At 72.4% G+C, this 16,808-nt stretch carries 15 protein-coding genes; 9 read left to right on the top strand and 6 right to left on the bottom strand.

Annotated elements, in window-relative coordinates:
- Positions 1 to 9: 9 nt before the first annotated feature.
- Entirely contained in the window at positions 10 to 426 is a 417-nt protein-coding gene (locus tag IG86_RS0101415) for a PPOX class F420-dependent oxidoreductase (protein ID WP_030647703.1), read from the top strand.
- A 44-nt stretch (positions 427 to 470) separates the two neighbouring features.
- Here IG86_RS0101415 and IG86_RS0101410 read toward each other — a convergent pair whose 3' ends face one another.
- From IG86_RS0101410 to pdhA, 5 genes are all read right to left on the bottom strand, one after another.
- Positions 471 to 1,235: a hypothetical protein gene (locus tag IG86_RS0101410; protein ID WP_030817233.1), complete on the bottom strand. Its 765-nt coding sequence runs from the start codon at positions 1,233 to 1,235 to the stop codon at positions 471 to 473.
- A 49-nt stretch (positions 1,236 to 1,284) separates the two neighbouring features.
- The gene (locus tag IG86_RS0101405) at positions 1,285 to 2,220 is read right to left on the bottom strand and encodes a GNAT family N-acetyltransferase (RefSeq protein ID WP_030817230.1); all 936 of its coding nucleotides are present in this window, start codon (positions 2,218 to 2,220) and stop codon (positions 1,285 to 1,287) included.
- Between the two features lie 110 nt (positions 2,221 to 2,330).
- Positions 2,331 to 3,770: a dihydrolipoamide acetyltransferase family protein gene (locus IG86_RS0101400; protein WP_030894080.1), complete on the bottom strand. Its 1,440-nt coding sequence runs from the start codon at positions 3,768 to 3,770 to the stop codon at positions 2,331 to 2,333.
- 13 nt (positions 3,771 to 3,783) lie between these two features.
- Complete coding sequence (locus IG86_RS0101395; RefSeq protein WP_030817224.1) at positions 3,784 to 4,764, bottom strand: alpha-ketoacid dehydrogenase subunit beta; 981 nt, start codon at positions 4,762 to 4,764, stop codon at positions 3,784 to 3,786.
- The gene (pdhA, locus tag IG86_RS0101390) at positions 4,764 to 5,972 is read right to left on the bottom strand and encodes a pyruvate dehydrogenase (acetyl-transferring) E1 component subunit alpha (protein ID WP_030817220.1); all 1,209 of its coding nucleotides are present in this window, start codon (positions 5,970 to 5,972) and stop codon (positions 4,764 to 4,766) included. Before pdhA ends, IG86_RS0101395 begins: the two co-directional genes overlap by 1 nt.
- A 326-nt stretch (positions 5,973 to 6,298) precedes the next feature.
- Between pdhA and IG86_RS0101385 the strand changes: the two genes are divergently transcribed.
- Both IG86_RS0101385 and IG86_RS0101380 read left to right on the top strand, forming a co-directional pair.
- On the top strand, positions 6,299 to 6,958 hold the full coding sequence (locus IG86_RS0101385) for a response regulator (RefSeq protein WP_030817217.1): 660 nt from the start codon (positions 6,299 to 6,301) through the stop codon (positions 6,956 to 6,958).
- Positions 6,959 to 7,079: 121 nt separating this feature from the next.
- The gene (locus IG86_RS0101380) at positions 7,080 to 7,502 is read left to right on the top strand and encodes a pyridoxamine 5'-phosphate oxidase family protein (RefSeq protein ID WP_030894078.1); all 423 of its coding nucleotides are present in this window, start codon (positions 7,080 to 7,082) and stop codon (positions 7,500 to 7,502) included.
- Positions 7,503 to 7,560: 58 nt separating this feature from the next.
- On the opposite strand, the gene IG86_RS0101375 is transcribed toward IG86_RS0101380, so the two are convergent.
- Positions 7,561 to 9,153: a protein kinase domain-containing protein gene (locus tag IG86_RS0101375; RefSeq protein ID WP_045936290.1), complete on the bottom strand. Its 1,593-nt coding sequence runs from the start codon at positions 9,151 to 9,153 to the stop codon at positions 7,561 to 7,563.
- A gap of 230 nt (positions 9,154 to 9,383) precedes the next feature.
- Here IG86_RS0101375 and IG86_RS0101370 point away from each other — a divergent pair, with 230 nt between their 5' ends.
- The 6 genes from IG86_RS0101370 to IG86_RS0101345 all read left to right on the top strand — a co-directional run bounded on the left by IG86_RS0101370 (position 9,384) and on the right by IG86_RS0101345 (position 16,760).
- Positions 9,384 to 11,042 carry a protein kinase domain-containing protein gene (locus IG86_RS0101370; protein ID WP_030817211.1) on the top strand — a complete coding sequence of 553 codons (1,659 nt, stop codon included), beginning with the start codon at positions 9,384 to 9,386 and terminating at the stop codon, positions 11,040 to 11,042.
- Between the two features lie 147 nt (positions 11,043 to 11,189).
- Entirely contained in the window at positions 11,190 to 11,768 is a 579-nt protein-coding gene (locus tag IG86_RS39630) for a hypothetical protein (RefSeq protein ID WP_051784908.1), read from the top strand.
- An 83-nt stretch (positions 11,769 to 11,851) separates the two neighbouring features.
- On the top strand, positions 11,852 to 12,502 hold the full coding sequence (locus IG86_RS0101360; RefSeq protein WP_030817207.1) for a PadR family transcriptional regulator: 651 nt from the start codon (positions 11,852 to 11,854) through the stop codon (positions 12,500 to 12,502).
- Positions 12,503 to 12,527: 25 nt separating this feature from the next.
- Positions 12,528 to 13,274, top strand: a complete 747-nt coding sequence (locus IG86_RS0101355) for an ABC transporter ATP-binding protein (protein WP_030817199.1) — start codon at positions 12,528 to 12,530, stop codon at positions 13,272 to 13,274.
- 101 nt (positions 13,275 to 13,375) lie between these two features.
- Positions 13,376 to 16,138 (top strand): ABC transporter permease, encoded by a 2,763-nt coding sequence (locus tag IG86_RS0101350; RefSeq protein WP_078848069.1) that lies wholly within the window; start codon positions 13,376 to 13,378, stop codon positions 16,136 to 16,138.
- Positions 16,139 to 16,220: 82 nt separating this feature from the next.
- The gene (locus IG86_RS0101345) at positions 16,221 to 16,760 is read left to right on the top strand and encodes a bacterial proteasome activator family protein (RefSeq protein WP_030647672.1); all 540 of its coding nucleotides are present in this window, start codon (positions 16,221 to 16,223) and stop codon (positions 16,758 to 16,760) included.
- The last annotated feature ends 48 nt before the right edge of the window (positions 16,761 to 16,808 follow it).

The raw sequence follows: 16,808 nt of genomic DNA, 5'->3' as shown, positions 1-16,808 counted from the left end.
CTCGGGCGCATGACTGTTGAGCTGAACGAAACCGTACGGGGCCTGCTCGACGCGCCGCACCCCGCCGTCCTGTCGACCATCAACCCCGACGGGAGCCCGCAGAGTTCCGTGATCTGGGTGACCCGTGACGGGGGCGATCTGCTGATCTCCACCGAGCAGGGCCGCCGCAAGGAGCGCAACATCGTCCGCGACGGCCGGGTCGGCCTGACCGTCTTCGACCTGGCCAACCCCTTCCTCTACGCCGAGATCCGCGGCACCGCCACCGTCACCGAGGACGTCGGCCGGGCGGTGGCCGTCCGCATCGCCGAGGAGTACATGGGCCCGGGCGCCGGCAAGGAGTACCAGGACGCCCCGCCGGAGGACGTCCGCGTGATCGTCCGCATCACCCCGACCAAGGTCCTCGGCAACGCCGCCCGCCAGGGCTGACCCGGCCGCGCCACCGGCCGGTGCGTCACCACCGGCCGGTGCGCTCACGGCAGCAGGGCTCTGACCTGCACCCACGCGTCGACCGCCGTCGCCGGCGGACCGTCGTCCGCCAGGTGGGGTCGCAGCGCCGCCAGCCAGGGGATCAGAGCCTTGATGCGGCGCAGGTGGCGGATGCGGTGGTGGGGCAGGTCGCGCCAGACGCGGCCCTGGGCCGCCGCCTGGTCCGGGGCCAGGTCGATCAGCGCGAGCAGCTCCCGGCACAGGGCCGCCGGGTCACCGCCGCGGTCCGGGCCGAACTGCTCGATCAAGTAGGCCCGTACGCAGGCCAGTTCGGGCGCGCCGGCCAGTTCGGGCGTGGCCTCGGCCGCCGCGCAGCGGTGGGTGGCGGCCAGTGCCACCCGGCCCCAGCGCAGCCGGACCTCGTCCGGCAGCCGCTCGTCGCGCATCCGTACGCCGGCCAGGACGCGCAGGGTCCGCGGATGCGGTTCGTCCCGCAGCGGGGGGCCGGTGGCAAGCCAGGCCTCCAGGTCCTCCAGCGCGTGCCCGCCGGGCGGCACCGAGGTCAGCACCTGCCCGCGGGAGAGCAACGCGACCATGGCGCCGGTGAAGTGGGCCTTCGCGCAGTGCCCGGCGTCGAAGGAGTCGACGGGCCGCCCGTACCGCTCGATGTGGCGCAGGCCCATCCTCGACTCGCCGGCGGCGTATACCTGCCCGGCGCGGGCCGTCCCGCCGATGCAGCGGACCACGCACACCCCACCCGTGACGTCGGCCTCCTCGACGGAGTAGACCTGCAGCTCGGCGATGGACACCCCGGCCCCCTTCCCCGGGCGGCAGGTTACCTCCCGGGGGGCGGGCGGTTCACCGGGCCGGGTCCTCCAGGACGAGGCGGATCTCGGTGACCTCGTAGCCGGCGCGGTCGAAGGCGGCGGCCATCGGCAGGTTCACGGTGTCCGTGGTCGCGGTGATGCGCTCGGCGCCCGCGGCCGCGTGGAAGCGGGTGATCTCGGCGAGGATCTCGTCGATCAGGCCCTGACCGCGCTGCTCGGGTACGACGCCCAGGTAGCCGACGTTGCGGTGGTACGGGGTCGCCGAGGGCACGGCCAGACCCGCGAGGCGGCCGTCGGGCAGGTGGGCCAGGCGCCACCAGGAGCGCTCGCCGGGGCAGTCGCGGTAGAACTCGAAGTCCTCGCGGGCCAGCTGCTCGGCGTCCATCAGCTCCAGTTCGTGCTGCGTGGCCAGGTCGAGGCTGTCCCGGGAGAGCCGGACGAAGGCGTCGAGCACCTCCTCGTCGGTGCCCTCGCGGAAGACGAGCCGTCCGGTGGGCTCAGCCGTCCCGGCCGCCGGGGTCCACTCGTAGCGCAGGCGCTCGATCTCGCGGGTCAGGCCGGTCCGGTTCGCGGCCTCCCGGCGCCAGGCGACCGCCGCGGCCAGCTCCGGGTCGGCGCGCCAGCCACGGGGCAGGGAGATGTTGTAGCCGGGCCGCCTGCCGAAGGCGGCGTGCCCGGCGTCGAGCAGCCCGGCGGCGACCGCGGCCGGGTCGGCCACCCCGGCGCCCACCTGGAGGCAGTCGAGCGCGATCGGCCGCTCGCTGTCGGCCCGGCCCCACCACAGGGCGCGGGCCAGGATCTCCCCGTCCTCGTCCTCGGCGGTCCAGACCCACTCGGGTCGGATCCGGTTCCCGGCGAGTTCCTCGCGGATCTTCTCGGTGGTCAGGGCGGGGACGGGGCCGTCGGCGGGGTGGGCGACGGCGCGGTCCAGGTCTGCGGGGTCTGCGGTGGCGGCGCGGAAGAGCATCCGGTGATGATCACACGCAGTCGGGCGGCCGACCAGGGAATTCGGGCGCGCAGCGGCCGACGGCCGGCCTCCTCGGGGGAGACCGGCCGTCGGCTTCGTGCAGGGGTCCGCTACGACCAGGTGATCAGCCGGCGGGGGTGTTCCAGGACCGCAGCGATGTCGGCGAGGAACTTGGAGCCGAGCTCGCCGTCGATGAGGCGGTGGTCGAACGACAGGGCCAGGGTGGTGACCTGGCGCGGCTTGACCTTGCCCTTGTGGACCCACGGCTGGAGCTTGATCGCGCCGACCGCGAGGATCGCGGACTCGCCGGGGTTCAGGATGGGCGTACCGGTGTCGACGCCGAAGACGCCGACGTTGGTGATGGTGATGGTGCCGTTCTGCATGTCGGCCGGGGAGGTCTTGCCGTCGCGGGCCGTGGCGACCAGCGAGGACAGGGACTCCGACAGCTCGCCCAGGGTCTTGGCGTGGGCGTCCTTGATGTTCGGGACGATCAGCCCGCGGGGCGTGGCCGCCGCGATGCCCAGGTTGACGTAGTGCTTGAGCACGATCTCCTGGGCCGCCTCGTCCCAGGACGCGTTGACGTCCGGGTTGCGGCGGATGGCCACCAGGACGGCCTTCGCGATCAGGAGCAGCGGGTTGATCCGCAGACCGGCGAGGTCCGGGTCGTCCTTGAGCTCCTGGACCAGCTTCATCGTGCGGGTCACGTCGAGGGTGATGAACTCGGTGACGTGCGGCGCGGTGAAGGCCGAGCCGACCATGGCCTGGGCGGTGACCTTGCGGACGCCCTTGACCGGGATGCGGGTCTCCCGCGCCGAGGTCTCGGTCACAGCGGCCTCGGCCACCGGGGCCTGGGCCTGCGCCTGCGCGGCGACGGGCGCCGCGGCGGCGGGCACGGCCTGCGGGGCGATCGCCGCGGCGGCCGCCGCGTGGACGTCCTCGCGGGTCACGACACCGCCGTCACCGGTCGGTACCACCGAGGCCAGGTCGATGCCGAGGTCCTTGGCGAGCTTGCGCACCGGCGGCTTGGCCAGCGGACGCTCACCGGTGGGCTGCGCCGGGACCGCGGGGAGCACCGGCGCGGCCGGGGCGGCGGGCGCGGCCGGGGCGGCCGTGCCGTTCTGCGCGGCCGTGGCCGCCGTGGCCTTGCGCGGGCGGCGCTTGGTGGAGGCGGTGGAGACGCCGTAGCCGACCAGGACGGGCTGGCGGGCCTCGGCGACGGGCTCCTCGGCCGGAGCGGCCGGAGCGGCCGCCGCAGCGGCCTCGGCGACGGGCGCGGCGGCCGTCTGGACCGGGGCCCCGGCGCCGGCGTCACCGGTCTGCACCGAGATGATCACCTGGCCGACGTCGACCGTGGTGCCCTCCTCGAAGAATAGGGCGTGCACGACGCCGTCGAACGGGATCGGCAGCTCGACGGCGGCCTTGGCCGTCTCGACCTCGCAGACGACCTGGCCGTCGGTGACGGTGTCACCCGGCTGGACGTACCACTTGAGGATCTCGGCCTCGGTGAGGCCCTCGCCCACGTCGGGCATCTTGAATTCGCGGATGGTCATGGAACGTGGCTCCTCAGTACGCCAGCGAGCGGTCGACGGCGTCGAGCACCCGGTCCAAGCCGGGCAGGTACTCGTCCTCCAGGCGGGCCGGCGGGTACGGGGCGTGGAAGCCGCCCACGCGCAGCACCGGGGCCTCCAGGTGGTAGAAGCACCGCTCCGTGATGCGGGCGGCGATCTCCGAGCCCACGCCGAGGAAGACCGGCGCCTCGTGGACGACCACGAGCCGGCGGGTCCGCTCCACCGACGCCTGGATCCCGTCGAAGTCGACCGGGGACATCGAGCGCAGGTCCAGGACCTCCACCGACTTGCCCTCCTCGGCGGCCGCGGCCGCCGCCTCCAGGCAGACCTTCACCATCGGACCGTAGGCGGCCAGGGTGAGGTCGGAGCCCTCGCGCACCACGCGCGACTTGTGCAGCTCGCCCGGGATGGCCTCGGTGTCGACCTCGCCCTTGTCCCAGTAGCGGCGCTTCGGCTCGAAGAAGATCACCGGGTCGTCGCTGAGGATCGCCTGCTGGAGCATCCAGTAGGCGTCGCTCGCGTTCGACGGGGAGACCACCTTCAGGCCCGCGACGTGCGCGAACAGCGCCTCCGGGGACTCGGAGTGGTGCTCGACCGCGCCGATGGCGCCGCCGTACGGGATGCGCACGACGACCGGCAGCTTGATCTTGCCCAGGGCGCGCGCGTGCATCTTCGCGAGCTGCGTGACGATCTGGTCGTACGCGGGGAAGACGAAACCGTCGAACTGGATCTCCACGACCGGCCGGTAGCCGCGCAGGGCCAGGCCGATGGCGGTGCCGACGATGCCCGACTCGGCGAGCGGGGTGTCGATGACCCGCTCCTCGCCGAAGTCCTTCTGCAGGCCGTCGGTGATCCGGAAGACACCGCCCAGCTTGCCGACGTCCTCGCCCATGATCAGGACCTTCGGGTCCTGCTCCAGGGCCTTGCGCAGCGACTCGTTGAGCGCCTTCGCGATCGACATCTTCTCGACAGCCATCAGTGACCCTCCTCGGCCGACTCGAAGGACGCGAGGTAGGCGGCGAACTGTGCGCGCTCCTCGTCGACGAGCGCGTGCCCGTCCGCGTAGACGTTCTCGAAGATCGCCATGGTGTCCGGGTCGGGCATGGCGCGCACGGCCTCGCGCACGCGCTTGCCCATGGCCTCGCTCTCGGCCTCCAGCTCGGTGAAGAACGCCTCGTCGGCGCCGCCGCTGGCCAGCAGGTGGGCCTTCAGGCGCTGGATGGGGTCCTTGGACTCCCAGGCCGCCGTCTCCTCGTCCCGCCGGTACTTCGTCGGGTCGTCGGAGGTGGTGTGCGCGCCCATGCGGTACGTGAACGCCTCGACCAGGGTCGGGCCCTCGCCGCGGCGTGCCCGGTCCAGGGCCCAGCGGGTCACGGCCAGGCAGGCCAGGACATCGTTGCCGTCGACGCGGACGCCCGGGAAGCCGAAGCCCTGCGCGCGCTGGTAGAGCGGCACGCGCATCTGGCGCTCGGTCGGCTCGGAGATCGCCCACTGGTTGTTCTGGCAGAAGAACACCACGGGGGAGTTGTAGACCGCGGAGAAGTTGAAGGCTTCCATCACGTCGCCCTGGCTGGACGCGCCGTCGCCGAAGTAGGCGATCACGGCCGCGTCCGCGCCGTCCTTGGCCACGCCCATCGCATAACCGGTCGCGTGGAGCGTCTGCGAGCCGATGACGATCGTGTAGAGGTGGAAGTTGTTGAGGTTCGGGTCCCAGCCGCCGTGGTTCACGCCGCGGAACATCCCGAGCAGGTTGGTCGGGTCGACCCCGCGGCACCAGGCCACGCCGTGCTCGCGGTAGGTCGGGAAGACGTAGTCCTCGTCGTTCAGCGCCCGGCCGGAGCCGATCTGCGCGGCCTCCTGGCCGAGGAGCGAGGCCCACAGGCCCAGCTCGCCCTGACGCTGCAGGGCGGTCGCCTCACCGTCGAAGCGGCGGGTCATGACCATGTCGCGGTACAGGCCGCGCAGGTCCTCGGTGGTGATGTCTGCGACGAAGGATGCGAACTCCGCGTTTTCCGCGTTGTCGACCCGGTCCCCTTGGGGCGTCAGCAGCTGTACGAGCTGAGGTTCAGCGTCCTGCGTCTGCGCGGTGGCAGCGGCGGGCTTGGCGGCGCTCGCCGCACCTGCCGCCCGCTTGGTGCCGCTGCTGCGTCGCGGCTTGCGCGCGGCAGTGCTCTCCACGGTCACTTGTGCTCCTCCGTCGGTCCGGCACCCGGGTTCTCCGGGGTCCAGTGCGGCTCACCTGCATCCGTAACGAGCGCACGGGGTGGGTGCGCGTCGCGTACGGGATTCAGGCGTGACAGGCGTCCCGGCGAGTGCCCTGCGCAATGCACGTTACCCAGTGCGCCGCATAACTGCGAAACCCCGTTTGACCTGCGTTTTTGCTTGGATTTCCAAGTAAATCCGCAGCGACGGGAACAACCACTGGTCACAGCCTTGCAGGGGCCGGGAACAACGGCACGTTATCCCGGGTAACTCCGGCAGGGAAGGGGTGAGTGTGTGAAACTGACTTCGTGCGCGAAGACGGAAAAATCAAGGTATTCCTCCTGGACGACCACGAAGTGGTCCGTCGGGGCGTCCACGAGCTGCTGTCGGTCGAAGAGGACATCGAGATCGTCGGCGAGGCCGGTACGGCCGCCGACGCCCTGGTCCGCATCCCCGCCACCCGCCCGGACGTGGCCGTCCTCGACGTCCGGCTGCCGGACGGCAGCGGTGTGGAGGTGTGCCGCGAGGTGCGCTCCCAGGACGAGGACGTCAAGTGCCTGATGCTGACCTCGTTCGCCGACGACGAGGCCCTCTTCGACGCGATCATGGCCGGCGCCTCGGGCTACGTGCTCAAGGCGATCCGTGGGAACGAGCTGCTCAGCGCCGTGCGTGACGTCGCCGCCGGCAAGTCGCTGCTGGACCCGGTCGCCACCGCCCGCGTGCTGGAGCGGCTGCGCGACGGCAAGGGCGGCAAGGGCGACGACCGCCTCGCCAACCTGACCGAGCAGGAGCGGAAGATCCTCGACCTGATCGGCGAGGGCCTGACCAACCGCGTCATCGGCGAGCGCCTGCACCTGGCCGAGAAGACCATCAAGAACTACGTCTCCAGCCTGCTGTCCAAGCTGGGCATGGAGCGCCGCTCCCAGGCCGCCGCCTACGTGGCCCGGCTGCAGGCGGAGAGGCGGTAGCACCCGGTCCGGGGCGCGGTCGGTTCCACGGGCCGGGGCGTTTCATTCGGGACCAACGTCCCCGTTCGTCGGGGCGGGCTCCTCTTTCCCGGCTCGGTGTCGGTACCGGACAGTGGACGCCATGCCCCCAGAGGACCTCCACGCCATCGAACTGCTGAGCCGGGTGCCGTACGGCCGGGTGGCCACCAGCATGCGCGCGCTGCCCTTCCTCGCGCTGGCCCGCCACCTCGTGGTGGACGGCGGGGTCGTGCTGAGAATGCACGCCGGTTTCGGTCACCACCAGGCGTGCAACGGCAGCGTGGTGTCGTACGGGGCCGACAATTTCAATTCCCCGGACCCCCGGCTCTGGTCGGTGCAGTTCACCGGAACGGCGCAGGTCGTCGAGCCGACCACGGAAGAACTGGAACTCTTCGGTCCGGGTCCGCATTTCGTGGACGGCGAGGTCTTCGACCCCGTCTACCTGCGGATCGAACCCCAGTTCATCACCGTGCACTCGCTCGCCGGGAACGGCAATCCCGACCGGCTGTACCAGCCCGCCCTCTGACCGGCCGTCGTACGGGAACGGGCCCGGCGGAATTGATTCCGCCGGGCCCGTCCCGTGTTCACTCCGCGCTGTCGGGTCCCGGCGGCGGCTGGGACTTCGTGGGCTGCGTGGTGACCGGGGCGCTCTTGGTCGGCGAGGCGGTCGCCGACGCCGTGGCGCTCTTCGTCGCCGATGCGCTCGGCGACGCCGACGCCGACGCCGTGGGCGACTGGCTGGCGGTCTGCGTCCGGGTGCGGGTCGTCGGAGGCGGAGTGTCGTTGTTCGACGGCGTGTTGTCCGTCGTCTGACGCGAGTGCGTGGGGTCCGGCGAGTCGGATGCGCTCGGCTTGGTGCTGGGCTCGGTCTGGCTGGTGCCCGGGTCCTGCTTCTCGCCGCCGTTGCCGCCGCCGACGTTGTTGACGGCGTAGGCCACGCCGCCCGCGATCGCGACGATCGCGAGCACCGCGAACAGCCACATCTTCCAGCGGCTGCCGTTGCCGCCCCGGTCGTCGTAGGCCTCGTAGCCGCCGCTGTGACCGCCCTGGCCGCCGCCGGGACCGCCGGGGAAGGCGGTTCCGTCGTCCGGGTTCAGCGGCGGCACCATCGGCTGCTGGAACTGCGAGGTCGAGGCGTTCGAGGCGTACCCGTGCCCGCCGCCGCCCCCGCCCACGGGCATGGCCGTGGTCGCGGCGGCGCCGCCGCGGCCGTGCGGCAGCGCCATGGTGACCGGGCCGGTGTTCCAGGTACCGGTGTTCGGCCCCTGGTCGTGCAGCATCTGCAGCGCGTACTGGACCAGCCCGCGCATCTCCTCGGCGCTCTGGAACCGGTCGTCCGGGTCCTTGGCGAGGGAGCGCATGACGAGACCGTCGAGCTCCTGCGGGATGTGGTGGCCCTCGGGCAGCTGGGAGGGGGGTACGGGCGCGTCCTGGACGTGCTGGTAGACCACGGAGAGCGGGGTCTCGCCGGTGAACGGGGGCCGCAGCGCGAGGAGTTCGTACAGCAGGCAGCCGGTCGCGTACAGGTCGGACCGGTGGTCCACGGCCTTGCCGAGGGCCTGTTCGGGCGACAGGTACTGCGGGGTGCCCATGACCATGCCGGTCTGGGTCATCGTCGCCTGCCCGCCGTGCAGGGCGCGGGCGATGCCGAAGTCCATCACCTTGACCGCGCCGGCGTCGGTGATGATGACGTTCGCCGGCTTGATGTCGCGGTGGACGATGCCGTGCTGGTGCGAGTACGCGAGGGCTTCGAGCACGCCCGAGACGATGATGAGCGCCTGCTCGGGGCCCGGCGCCTCGGCGCTGATGAGCAGGTCGCGGATGGTGCGGCCCTCGACCAGCTCCATCACGATGTACGGGACGGTGTTCGGGCCGACCCGGTCCTCGCCCGAGTCGTACACGGCGACGACGGCGTGGTGGTTCAGCCCGGCGACGGACTGTGCCTCGCGGGTGAAGCGGGCCTTGGACACCGGGTCCTCGGCCAGGTCGGCACGCAGCAGCTTCACGGCGACGGTTCGGCCCAGGCGCACGTCCTCGGCCGCGAACACCTCCGCCATGCCGCCGCGGCCCAGCCGGTGCGTCAGCCGGTAACGGCCGTCGCCCACCAGGCCACCGTCGCCCCAGTGCTCAGGACCATCGGTCATCCCGGCGCCGTTTCCCTCGGGTTCGGGTGCCATCAGTCCTCGCCGTCGTATCTCTCGGCCGCCGCTCAGCGGTAGTCCTCTTTATTGGTGCTCCGGTGAACGCTACAGCCTCCGAACCGGTCACCGTTCGGACAAGGCCACCCTGTGCACGTGTGGTCACGGAACGGGCACCTGGCTTGACGTGTGCTTGCCCTGGGGCAGACTGGGCGCCACGTGCGCCACGCCAGGGGCGCGGGGACACACGCCGAGGGGAAGCAACAGTCATGAGCCAGGACGGCACTCAGGGCCAGTACGCGGGCGGCTCTCTGGCCGGTGGCCGTTACCAGCTAAGGGACTTGCTGGGGGCCGGCGGCATGGCCTCCGTGTACCTGGCGTACGACTCGGCGCTCGACCGGCAGGTCGCCATCAAGACCCTGCACAGCGACCTCGGCCGGGAACAGTCCTTCCGCGAGCGGTTCCGCCGTGAGGCCCAGGCTGTAGCGAAACTGTCGCACACGAACATCGTCTCGGTCTTCGACACCGGTGAAGGCGAAGTGTCGTTCGGCGGCGGTCGCTCCGGCGACGGCGCGGTGATGCCGTACATCGTCATGGAGTACGTGGAGGGCAAGCCGCTCGGCTCGGTGCTCGAAGCGGACATCCGGCAGTACGGCGCCATGCCTGCGGACAAGGCGCTGAAGGTGACGGCCGACGTGCTGGCCGCCCTGGAGACCAGCCACGAGATGGGCCTCGTCCACCGCGACATCAAGCCCGGCAACGTGATGGTCAACAAGCGCGGCGTGGTCAAGGTGATGGACTTCGGCATCGCCCGCGCCATGCAGTCGGGGGTCACCTCGATGACGCAGACCGGCATGGTCGTCGGCACCCCGCAGTACCTCTCGCCCGAACAGGCCCTGGGGCGCGGCGTCGACGCCCGGTCCGACCTGTACTCGGTCGGCATCATGCTGTTCCAGCTGCTGACGGGACGGATCCCGTTCGACGCGGACTCGCCGCTGGCCATCGCGTACGCCCACGTGCAGGAGGAGCCGGTCGCCCCGTCCTCCATCAACCGGTCGGTGACCCCGGCGATGGACGCGCTGGTGGCGCGCGCGCTGAAGAAGAACCCGAACGAGCGCTTCCCGACGGCCGCGGCCATGGGCGACGAGGTCGCGCGGGTACTGGGCTCCGGGCAGACCGGCGCGCCGGTCATCGTGCAGGGCCAGGGGCCCCTGAGCAGCGGCGCGGGCGTGTCCTCGGCCGTGTTCCCGCCGGTGGACTCCGGCTTCCAGGCCCCGCCGCAGTCGGTGCAGCAGCCCTACCAGGCGCCGCACAACCCGACGCCGGCCCCGTACGCGCCGACGCCCGCCCCGCAGCCGCACGCGCAGGGCGGCTACGCCTACCCGCACACGCCCCCGCCGCAGGCGCAGTACGCGCCGCAGACCCCGCCCCCGTACACGATCTCCCCGACGGGCACGGCGAGCCCGTCGGGCTCCGGCGGCGACGGCAAGCGGAACATGCCGGTGGTCGTGGGCGCGATCGCGGTGGCGCTGCTGGCCGTCGGCGGTCTGATCGCGGCGATCTCGATGAACGGCGACGACAAGGACAAGGGCGACACCGCCGATCCGGGCGCCTCCACGTCCGCGTCGGCGAAGGCCGGGTTCAAGGGCCCCGACGTCACGCGCACGATCGACCCGAAGAAGTGCTCGGAGCCCACGAAGCACTACAGCGAGGCCGGCAAGTACTCGGCGCCGGACCTCAAGTACAAGAACCTGCTGTCGGTGAAGGAGTGCATCCAGGCCTCGGGCGGCAAGTACACCATCGTCCCGAAGGACGAGGCCGTCTACGGCAAGGACACGGTGCTGAGCCAGTCCCCGGCAGCCGGAGACAAGATCAACAAGGAAGGCGTGGAGTACACGCTGACCGTGTCCACCGGCAATCCGGAGTAGCCGGCCCGCGCTGACGTCACGACACACCGGCATCCCGGACACCCGATAGGGCGTCCGGGATGCCGGTTTTGCCCCACTATGTAAATCTGAGCGCATATCGCTGACTCCAGCGAGCACGCCGGCCGCTCGGGACGGGAGGGGCTCCCCGTGATCCAAGGCTTCCGTCCGTCACGCTGGCTGGCCTGCGCGGCACTGGCCGCCGCCGCCCTCGCGCCCGCCGCCTCCGTGTACGCCGGACCCCTCAGCCCGGCCCATCCGCACCGCACCCCCGCCGAGCACACCGCGCCGCACCCCGCCCAGGCGGCCCGGGCGGCCCAGGCCGCGCGGGCGCCGCACACCACGGACTTCGAGCGGGACGAGAGCGACGAACCCCACGAGGAGCTGGCGGGGAGCGCCGCCGGGGTCGGCCGCGAGCGGCCGGGCCGACCGGCCGGCGAGCCCGCCAACCCGGAGCTGCTCATCGCCTCCCGGCCACTGCCGGTGCGCCCGCGCACCGAGCCCACACCGCCGAACCCGCCGCCCCCGCCGCGCACGCGGCCGCCGCAGGCGCAGGCGCGGCCCTCGGCGGCCGCCCCGACGGTGCGTGACACGGTCACCGCGCTCGGCACCGAGCCGAACGACCGCGCCGCGGACCTGGCCGCGCACATACTGCCGCTGGGCACCGGCTTCGCCCTGATGGGGCTGGGTCTGGGCTATCTGGGCGTACGGCTGCGCCGGGGCGCGTAGACCCGCCGCCGACCCCTCCCCCGGCCCGAAGCACACCCCAGGATGGTTGCCCTGCGTGAACATACTCGGTATACATACCGAGTATGTCGATCCGTCACGGGCTCCTGGCCCTACTGGAACGGGGTCCTCGGTACGGCTCCCAGCTGCGTACCGAGTTCGAATCCCGGACCGGCTCCACCTGGCCGCTCAACGTCGGGCAGGTCTACACGACCCTGGCCCGCCTCGAACGCGACGGCCTCGTCGCACCCGACGGCGAAGACGCCGCGGGACACACGCTGTACGCCATCACCGACACCGGACGCACCGAACTGCGCGAGTGGTACGAGCGCCCCGTCGACCGGGCCAACCCGCCCCGCGACGAGCTGTCCATCAAGCTCGCCATGGCCGTGGGCGCCCCCGGCGTGGACATCCGCGCCGTCATCCAGTCCCAGCGGCACGCCACGATCCGCGCGATGCAGGACTACACCCGGCTCAAGGCCACCGCGCTCGCGGCGGTCGAGAGCGGGCAGTCACGCGAACGCGACGACGTCGCCTGGCTGCTCGTCCTGGAACAGCTGATCTTCCAGACCGAGGCCGAGGCCCGCTGGCTCGACCACTGCGAAGCCCGGCTCGTCCGGCTCTCCCTGCCGGCCGACCGGAGAGCCGCGGCACCCGAACCACCCCAGGCCGCCGCCGAGACCACGGCCCCGACCACCACCGACCGGCCCCGCACCGCCCGTACGCGGCGCGCCTGAACCACCGTTCCAGGGGGGAACCCTCATGTCCGACCAGCGCCAGTCCCGGCAACCCGTACTGCAGTTGGAGCGGCTCGTCCGCACCCACGGCAGCGGCGCCACCGAAGTGCACGCCCTGCGCGGGATCGACCTCTCCGTCCACCCCGGCGAACTCGTCGCCGTCATGGGCCCTTCCGGCTCCGGCAAGTCCACGCTGCTGACCCTCGCGGGCGGCCTCGACACCCCCAGCAGCGGCAGGGTGCTGGTCGAGGGCACCGACATCACCGCGGCGAGCCGCAAGCAGCTGGCCGCGCTGCGCCGCCGCAGCATCGGCTACGTCTTCCAGGACTACAACCTCATCCCGGCCCTCACCGCCGCCGAGAACGTGGCCCTGCCCCGCGAACTCGACGGGACCTCCGCCCGCAAGGCCCGGGCCTCCGCGCTCGCCGCGCTGGAGGAGATGGGGCTGGGCGCACTCGCCGACCGCTTCCCCGACGAGATGTCCGGCGGGCAGCAGCAGCGCGTGGCCATCGCCCGCGCCCTCGTGGGAGACCGCCGGCTGGTCCTCGCCGACGAGCCGACCGGCGCCCTCGACTCCGAGACGGGCGAGTCCGTCCTCGCCCTGCTGCGTTCCCGCTGCGACGCGGGGGCCGCCGGGATCCTCGTCACCCACGAGCCGCGCTTCGCCGCGTGGGCCGACCGCGTGGTTTTCCTGCGCGACGGCAGCGTGGTCGACGAGACCCTGCGCAGCCACGCCGACTCCCTCCTCTCCGGGCAGGCGGGCGGCCAGTGACCTCCTCGCTCCAAGGCTGGTACCACTCCTGGGTCGCGGCCCTGCGCATCGCGCGCCGCGACGCCTGGCGCGCCAAGGGCCGCAGCTCCCTGGTCCTCGCGATGATCGCCCTGCCGATCGTCGGCGTGAGCGCCGCCGACCTCACCCTGCGCAGCGCCGAACTCTCCCCCGAGCAGGCCCTGTCACGCGAGATCGGGGCGGCCGACGCCCGGGTGACCCCCTCGTACCTGAACGTGCCCATCTACCAGCTGCCCGACGCGACCAACTATGCGCCCGTCGGGGGCTACGACAAGCTGACGGGCTCACCGTCGCCGTCGCGGGACAGGTCCGACGAGCTGGACGCGTCCGCGCTCCCCGCCGGGACCCAGGCCGTCAGGGACGCCGTGGGCCAGGGCAAGATCCGCACCCGCCACGGGCTGCTCGACACCGAGCTGCGCGAACTCGACACGCAGAGCCCGCTCGTGGCGGGCATGATCACGGTCGACCGCGGCCGACTGCCCGAGCGCGCCGGCGAAATCGTCGCGACCACCGCCTTCCTGGAGAACTCGGGCCTCTTCGTCGGCTCCTCGGTCACCCCGCGCGGAGCGACCACCTCGTACAAGATCGTCGGCGCGTACGAGCTGCCGAGCGAGCTCTCCAGAGTCCAGGTCATCGCCCCGCCCGGGAGCATGATCGCCCCGCTCCACCAGGCTCTCCAGACCTCCGGCTCCCGCGGCGTCCGGCCCAACGTGAGCTATCTGGTCAAGGTCGGCGGCGACGGTTTCACGTGGAACATGGTGAAGGCCGCCAACAGCAAGGCCCTGGTGGTCCTCTCCCGCACCGTCCGCCTCGACCCGCCGGCCGACGCTGACGTACCGCTCTACCAGCAGGAACCCAAGGAGCGTTACCAGAAGGGCGCCGGCGGCACCTCCGAAGTCGCCGTCGCGGCCACCGTCGTGGGCCTCGCCATGCTGGAGATCTGCCTGCTCGCCGGACCGGCCTTCGCCGTCGGCGCCCGACGTTCGCGGCGCCAGCTCGGCCTGGTCGGCGCCAACGGCGGCGACCGGCGCCACATCCGCTCCATCGTGCTCTCCGGCGGCCTGGTCATCGGCGCCGTGTCCGCCGTCATCGGCACCGTGGTCGGCGTGGTGCTCACCATCGCGCTCCGCCCGGTCCTGGAGCAGCAGCTCGGCAACCGGTTCGGCGGCCTGGACTTCCGCCCGCTGGAACTGGCCGGCATCGCCGTCCTCGCCGTGGTGACCGGCCTGCTGTCCGCGATCGTCCCCGCGGTCACCGCGTCCCGGCAGACCGTGCTGGCCTCGCTGACCGGCCGCCGCGGGGTGCGCCGCGCCAACCGGGTGCTGCCGGTCCTGGGCCTGATCGCCGTCGCCGTCGGCGCCGCGATCGCCCTCTACGGCACCACGTCGAACATGGGCTCCACCGTCGTCGCCGGCGGCAGCGCCATCGCCGAGCTCGGCATCGTCGCCCTCACCCCGGTCCTGGTCGGCCTGTTCGGCCGGCTCGGCCGCTGGATGCCGCTGTCGCCGCGGCTCGCGCTGCGCGACGCCGTGCGCAACCGGGGGCGTACGGCGCCCGCCGTGGCCGCCGTCCTGGCCGCCGTCGCCGGCACCGTCGCGGTGGCCACGTACGAGCACAGCCGGGACGTGCAGATGCGCCACGAGTACGTCGCCGACCTGCCGCACGGCACCGGGCAGCTGGAAGCCAGGGAGAGCTCCGCCCACAAGGAGGTGCCCGCCCTGCGCGACGCGCTCTCCAAGAACCTTCCCGTGGCGGTGCGGGCGGACGTCGACCGACTGGTCGTCGGCATGCCGAGCTGCGAGTCGTTCTCCGTGCAACCCGGCTGCGGCCGAATCGAGGTCATCAAGCCCAAGGAACAGCGCTGCCCGCTCCAGGACAGCCCCGGGGGCCCCGACGACTTCACCGAGGCGCAGGCCCGGGAACTGCGTCAGGACTGGCGCTGCAAGGAGGGTGAGCGCTCCACGGCGGAACCGGTGGTCGTCGCCGACGAGAAGCTGCTGAGCGTGCTCGCGGTCACCGACCCGGGTTCCGTGTCCGCCCTCAAGGAGGGCCGCGCCGTCGCCTTCGACAAGCGCCAGGTCAAGGACGGCAAGCTGACCCTCCGGGTCGTCATGGCCAAGGACGGGGTCGACTCCTTCCCCCCGCTGGGCCAGGATCCGCCCGGTGAGGACAAGGTCCTGCCCGTCCACCTGGCACCCGAGTCGGCCGATGGCTGGGGCCTGGACCTGATCCTGCCGCCCGCGGCGGCCAAGGCCGCAGGGCTGGCCACCGCTCCGTCCGGGTCGTACTTCACCCTCGACGGGACGGCGACCAGCCAGCAGCGGCAGCGGATCGCCGGGGAGATCGACCGCATGGGCGTGGAGGCGACCGTGCGCATCGAGGCGGGCTACGAGGGCAACGACAGCCTCGGCCTGCTCGCCCTGACCGTCTTCGCCGGTCTGGTCACCATCGGCGCGGCCGGAATCGCCACCGGGCTCGCCCAGGCCGACGCCGAGGCCGATCTGAAGACCCTCGCGGCCGTGGGCGCGGCGCCGAGGGTGCGGCGGACGCTGAGCGGCTTCCAGTGCGGGGTGGTCGCCCTGATGGGCGTCGTCCTGGGCACGGCGGCCGGGATCCTGCCCGCGGTCGGCCTGCGCCTGGTGCAGCGCCGGGAGCTGGAGGCGCTGTACGAGCACTCCGTCGCGAAGGGCTACATGTCGCTGGAGGAGGCCGCGCCCTACGTGCCGATCTCCGTGCCGTGGGACACCCTCGCGGAGCTGCTCGTGGTGGTCCCGCTGGGCGCGGCCCTGCTGGCGGCGCTGGTCACCCGCTCCAGCGGCGCGCTGGCCCGCCGGGCCGCGGGCTGAGTCCGGTGCCCCCGTACAGGGTGGATCACGCCTGTACGGGGGCACACCGAGTGAGAGCGAAGGTGTGCGAGAGAATGACGGCATGGAGATGCCGAGGAGTGAACGGTCGCAGGACAGTCCCCCGCACGTCCTGATCGTGGGACAGGACGGGACGGCGGTCGGCGACGCCGATGACGAGTCGCGCGAGGTCCCGGTGACGGAAATGGTCGAACAGCCCGCCAAGGTCATGCGGATCGGCAGCATGATCAAGCAACTCCTGGAAGAGGTACGCGCCGCGCCCCTCGACGAGGCGAGCCGGGTCAGGCTCAAGGACATCCACGCCGCCTCCGTGAAGGAGCTGGAGGACGGCCTGGCGCCCGAGCTGGTGGAGGAACTGGAGCGCCTGTCCCTCCCGTTCACCGAGGAGGCCATCCCCTCCGAGGCCGAACTGCGCATTGCGCAAGCCCAGTTGGTGGGCTGGCTGGAGGGCCTCTTCCACGGCATCCAGACCGCTCTGTTCGCGCAGCAGATGGCCGCGCGGGCGCAGTTGGAGCAGATGCGCCGCGCCCTGCCGCCGGGCGGTCCCCACGACGACGAGGACGACGGCGGCCACGGCGCGATCCGCTCGGGCCCGTACCTCTAGCCTCCGGCGGTCAGCAGAACGAGCGGGCCCGGTCCCGCGCCCCAGGGC

The sequence above is a fragment of the Streptomyces virginiae genome (assembly GCF_000720455.1).
Taxonomy (GTDB): domain Bacteria; phylum Actinomycetota; class Actinomycetes; order Streptomycetales; family Streptomycetaceae; genus Streptomyces; species Streptomyces virginiae.
Note: the sequence above shows the minus strand (reverse complement) of the source record. Positions and strands in the feature narration are given on the sequence as shown.

Coding starts and splice junctions, on each gene's coding strand:
- IG86_RS0101415 (WP_030647703.1), top strand. CDS start 10: ATGACTGTTGAGCTGAACGAAACCGTACGGGGCCTGCTCGACGCGCCG.
- IG86_RS0101405 (WP_030817230.1), bottom strand. CDS start 2,220: ATGCTCTTCCGCGCCGCCACCGCAGACCCCGCAGACCTGGACCGCGCC.
- IG86_RS0101400 (WP_030894080.1), bottom strand. CDS start 3,770: ATGACCATCCGCGAATTCAAGATGCCCGACGTGGGCGAGGGCCTCACC.
- IG86_RS0101395 (WP_030817224.1), bottom strand. CDS start 4,764: ATGGCTGTCGAGAAGATGTCGATCGCGAAGGCGCTCAACGAGTCGCTG.
- IG86_RS0101380 (WP_030894078.1), top strand. CDS start 7,080: ATGCCCCCAGAGGACCTCCACGCCATCGAACTGCTGAGCCGGGTGCCG.
- IG86_RS0101375 (WP_045936290.1), bottom strand. CDS start 9,153: ATGGCACCCGAACCCGAGGGAAACGGCGCCGGGATGACCGATGGTCCT.
- IG86_RS0101370 (WP_030817211.1), top strand. CDS start 9,384: ATGAGCCAGGACGGCACTCAGGGCCAGTACGCGGGCGGCTCTCTGGCC.
- IG86_RS0101360 (WP_030817207.1), top strand. CDS start 11,852: ATGTCGATCCGTCACGGGCTCCTGGCCCTACTGGAACGGGGTCCTCGG.
- IG86_RS0101355 (WP_030817199.1), top strand. CDS start 12,528: ATGTCCGACCAGCGCCAGTCCCGGCAACCCGTACTGCAGTTGGAGCGG.
- IG86_RS0101350 (WP_078848069.1), top strand. CDS start 13,376: ATGATCGCCCTGCCGATCGTCGGCGTGAGCGCCGCCGACCTCACCCTG.
- IG86_RS0101345 (WP_030647672.1), top strand. CDS start 16,221: ATGGAGATGCCGAGGAGTGAACGGTCGCAGGACAGTCCCCCGCACGTC.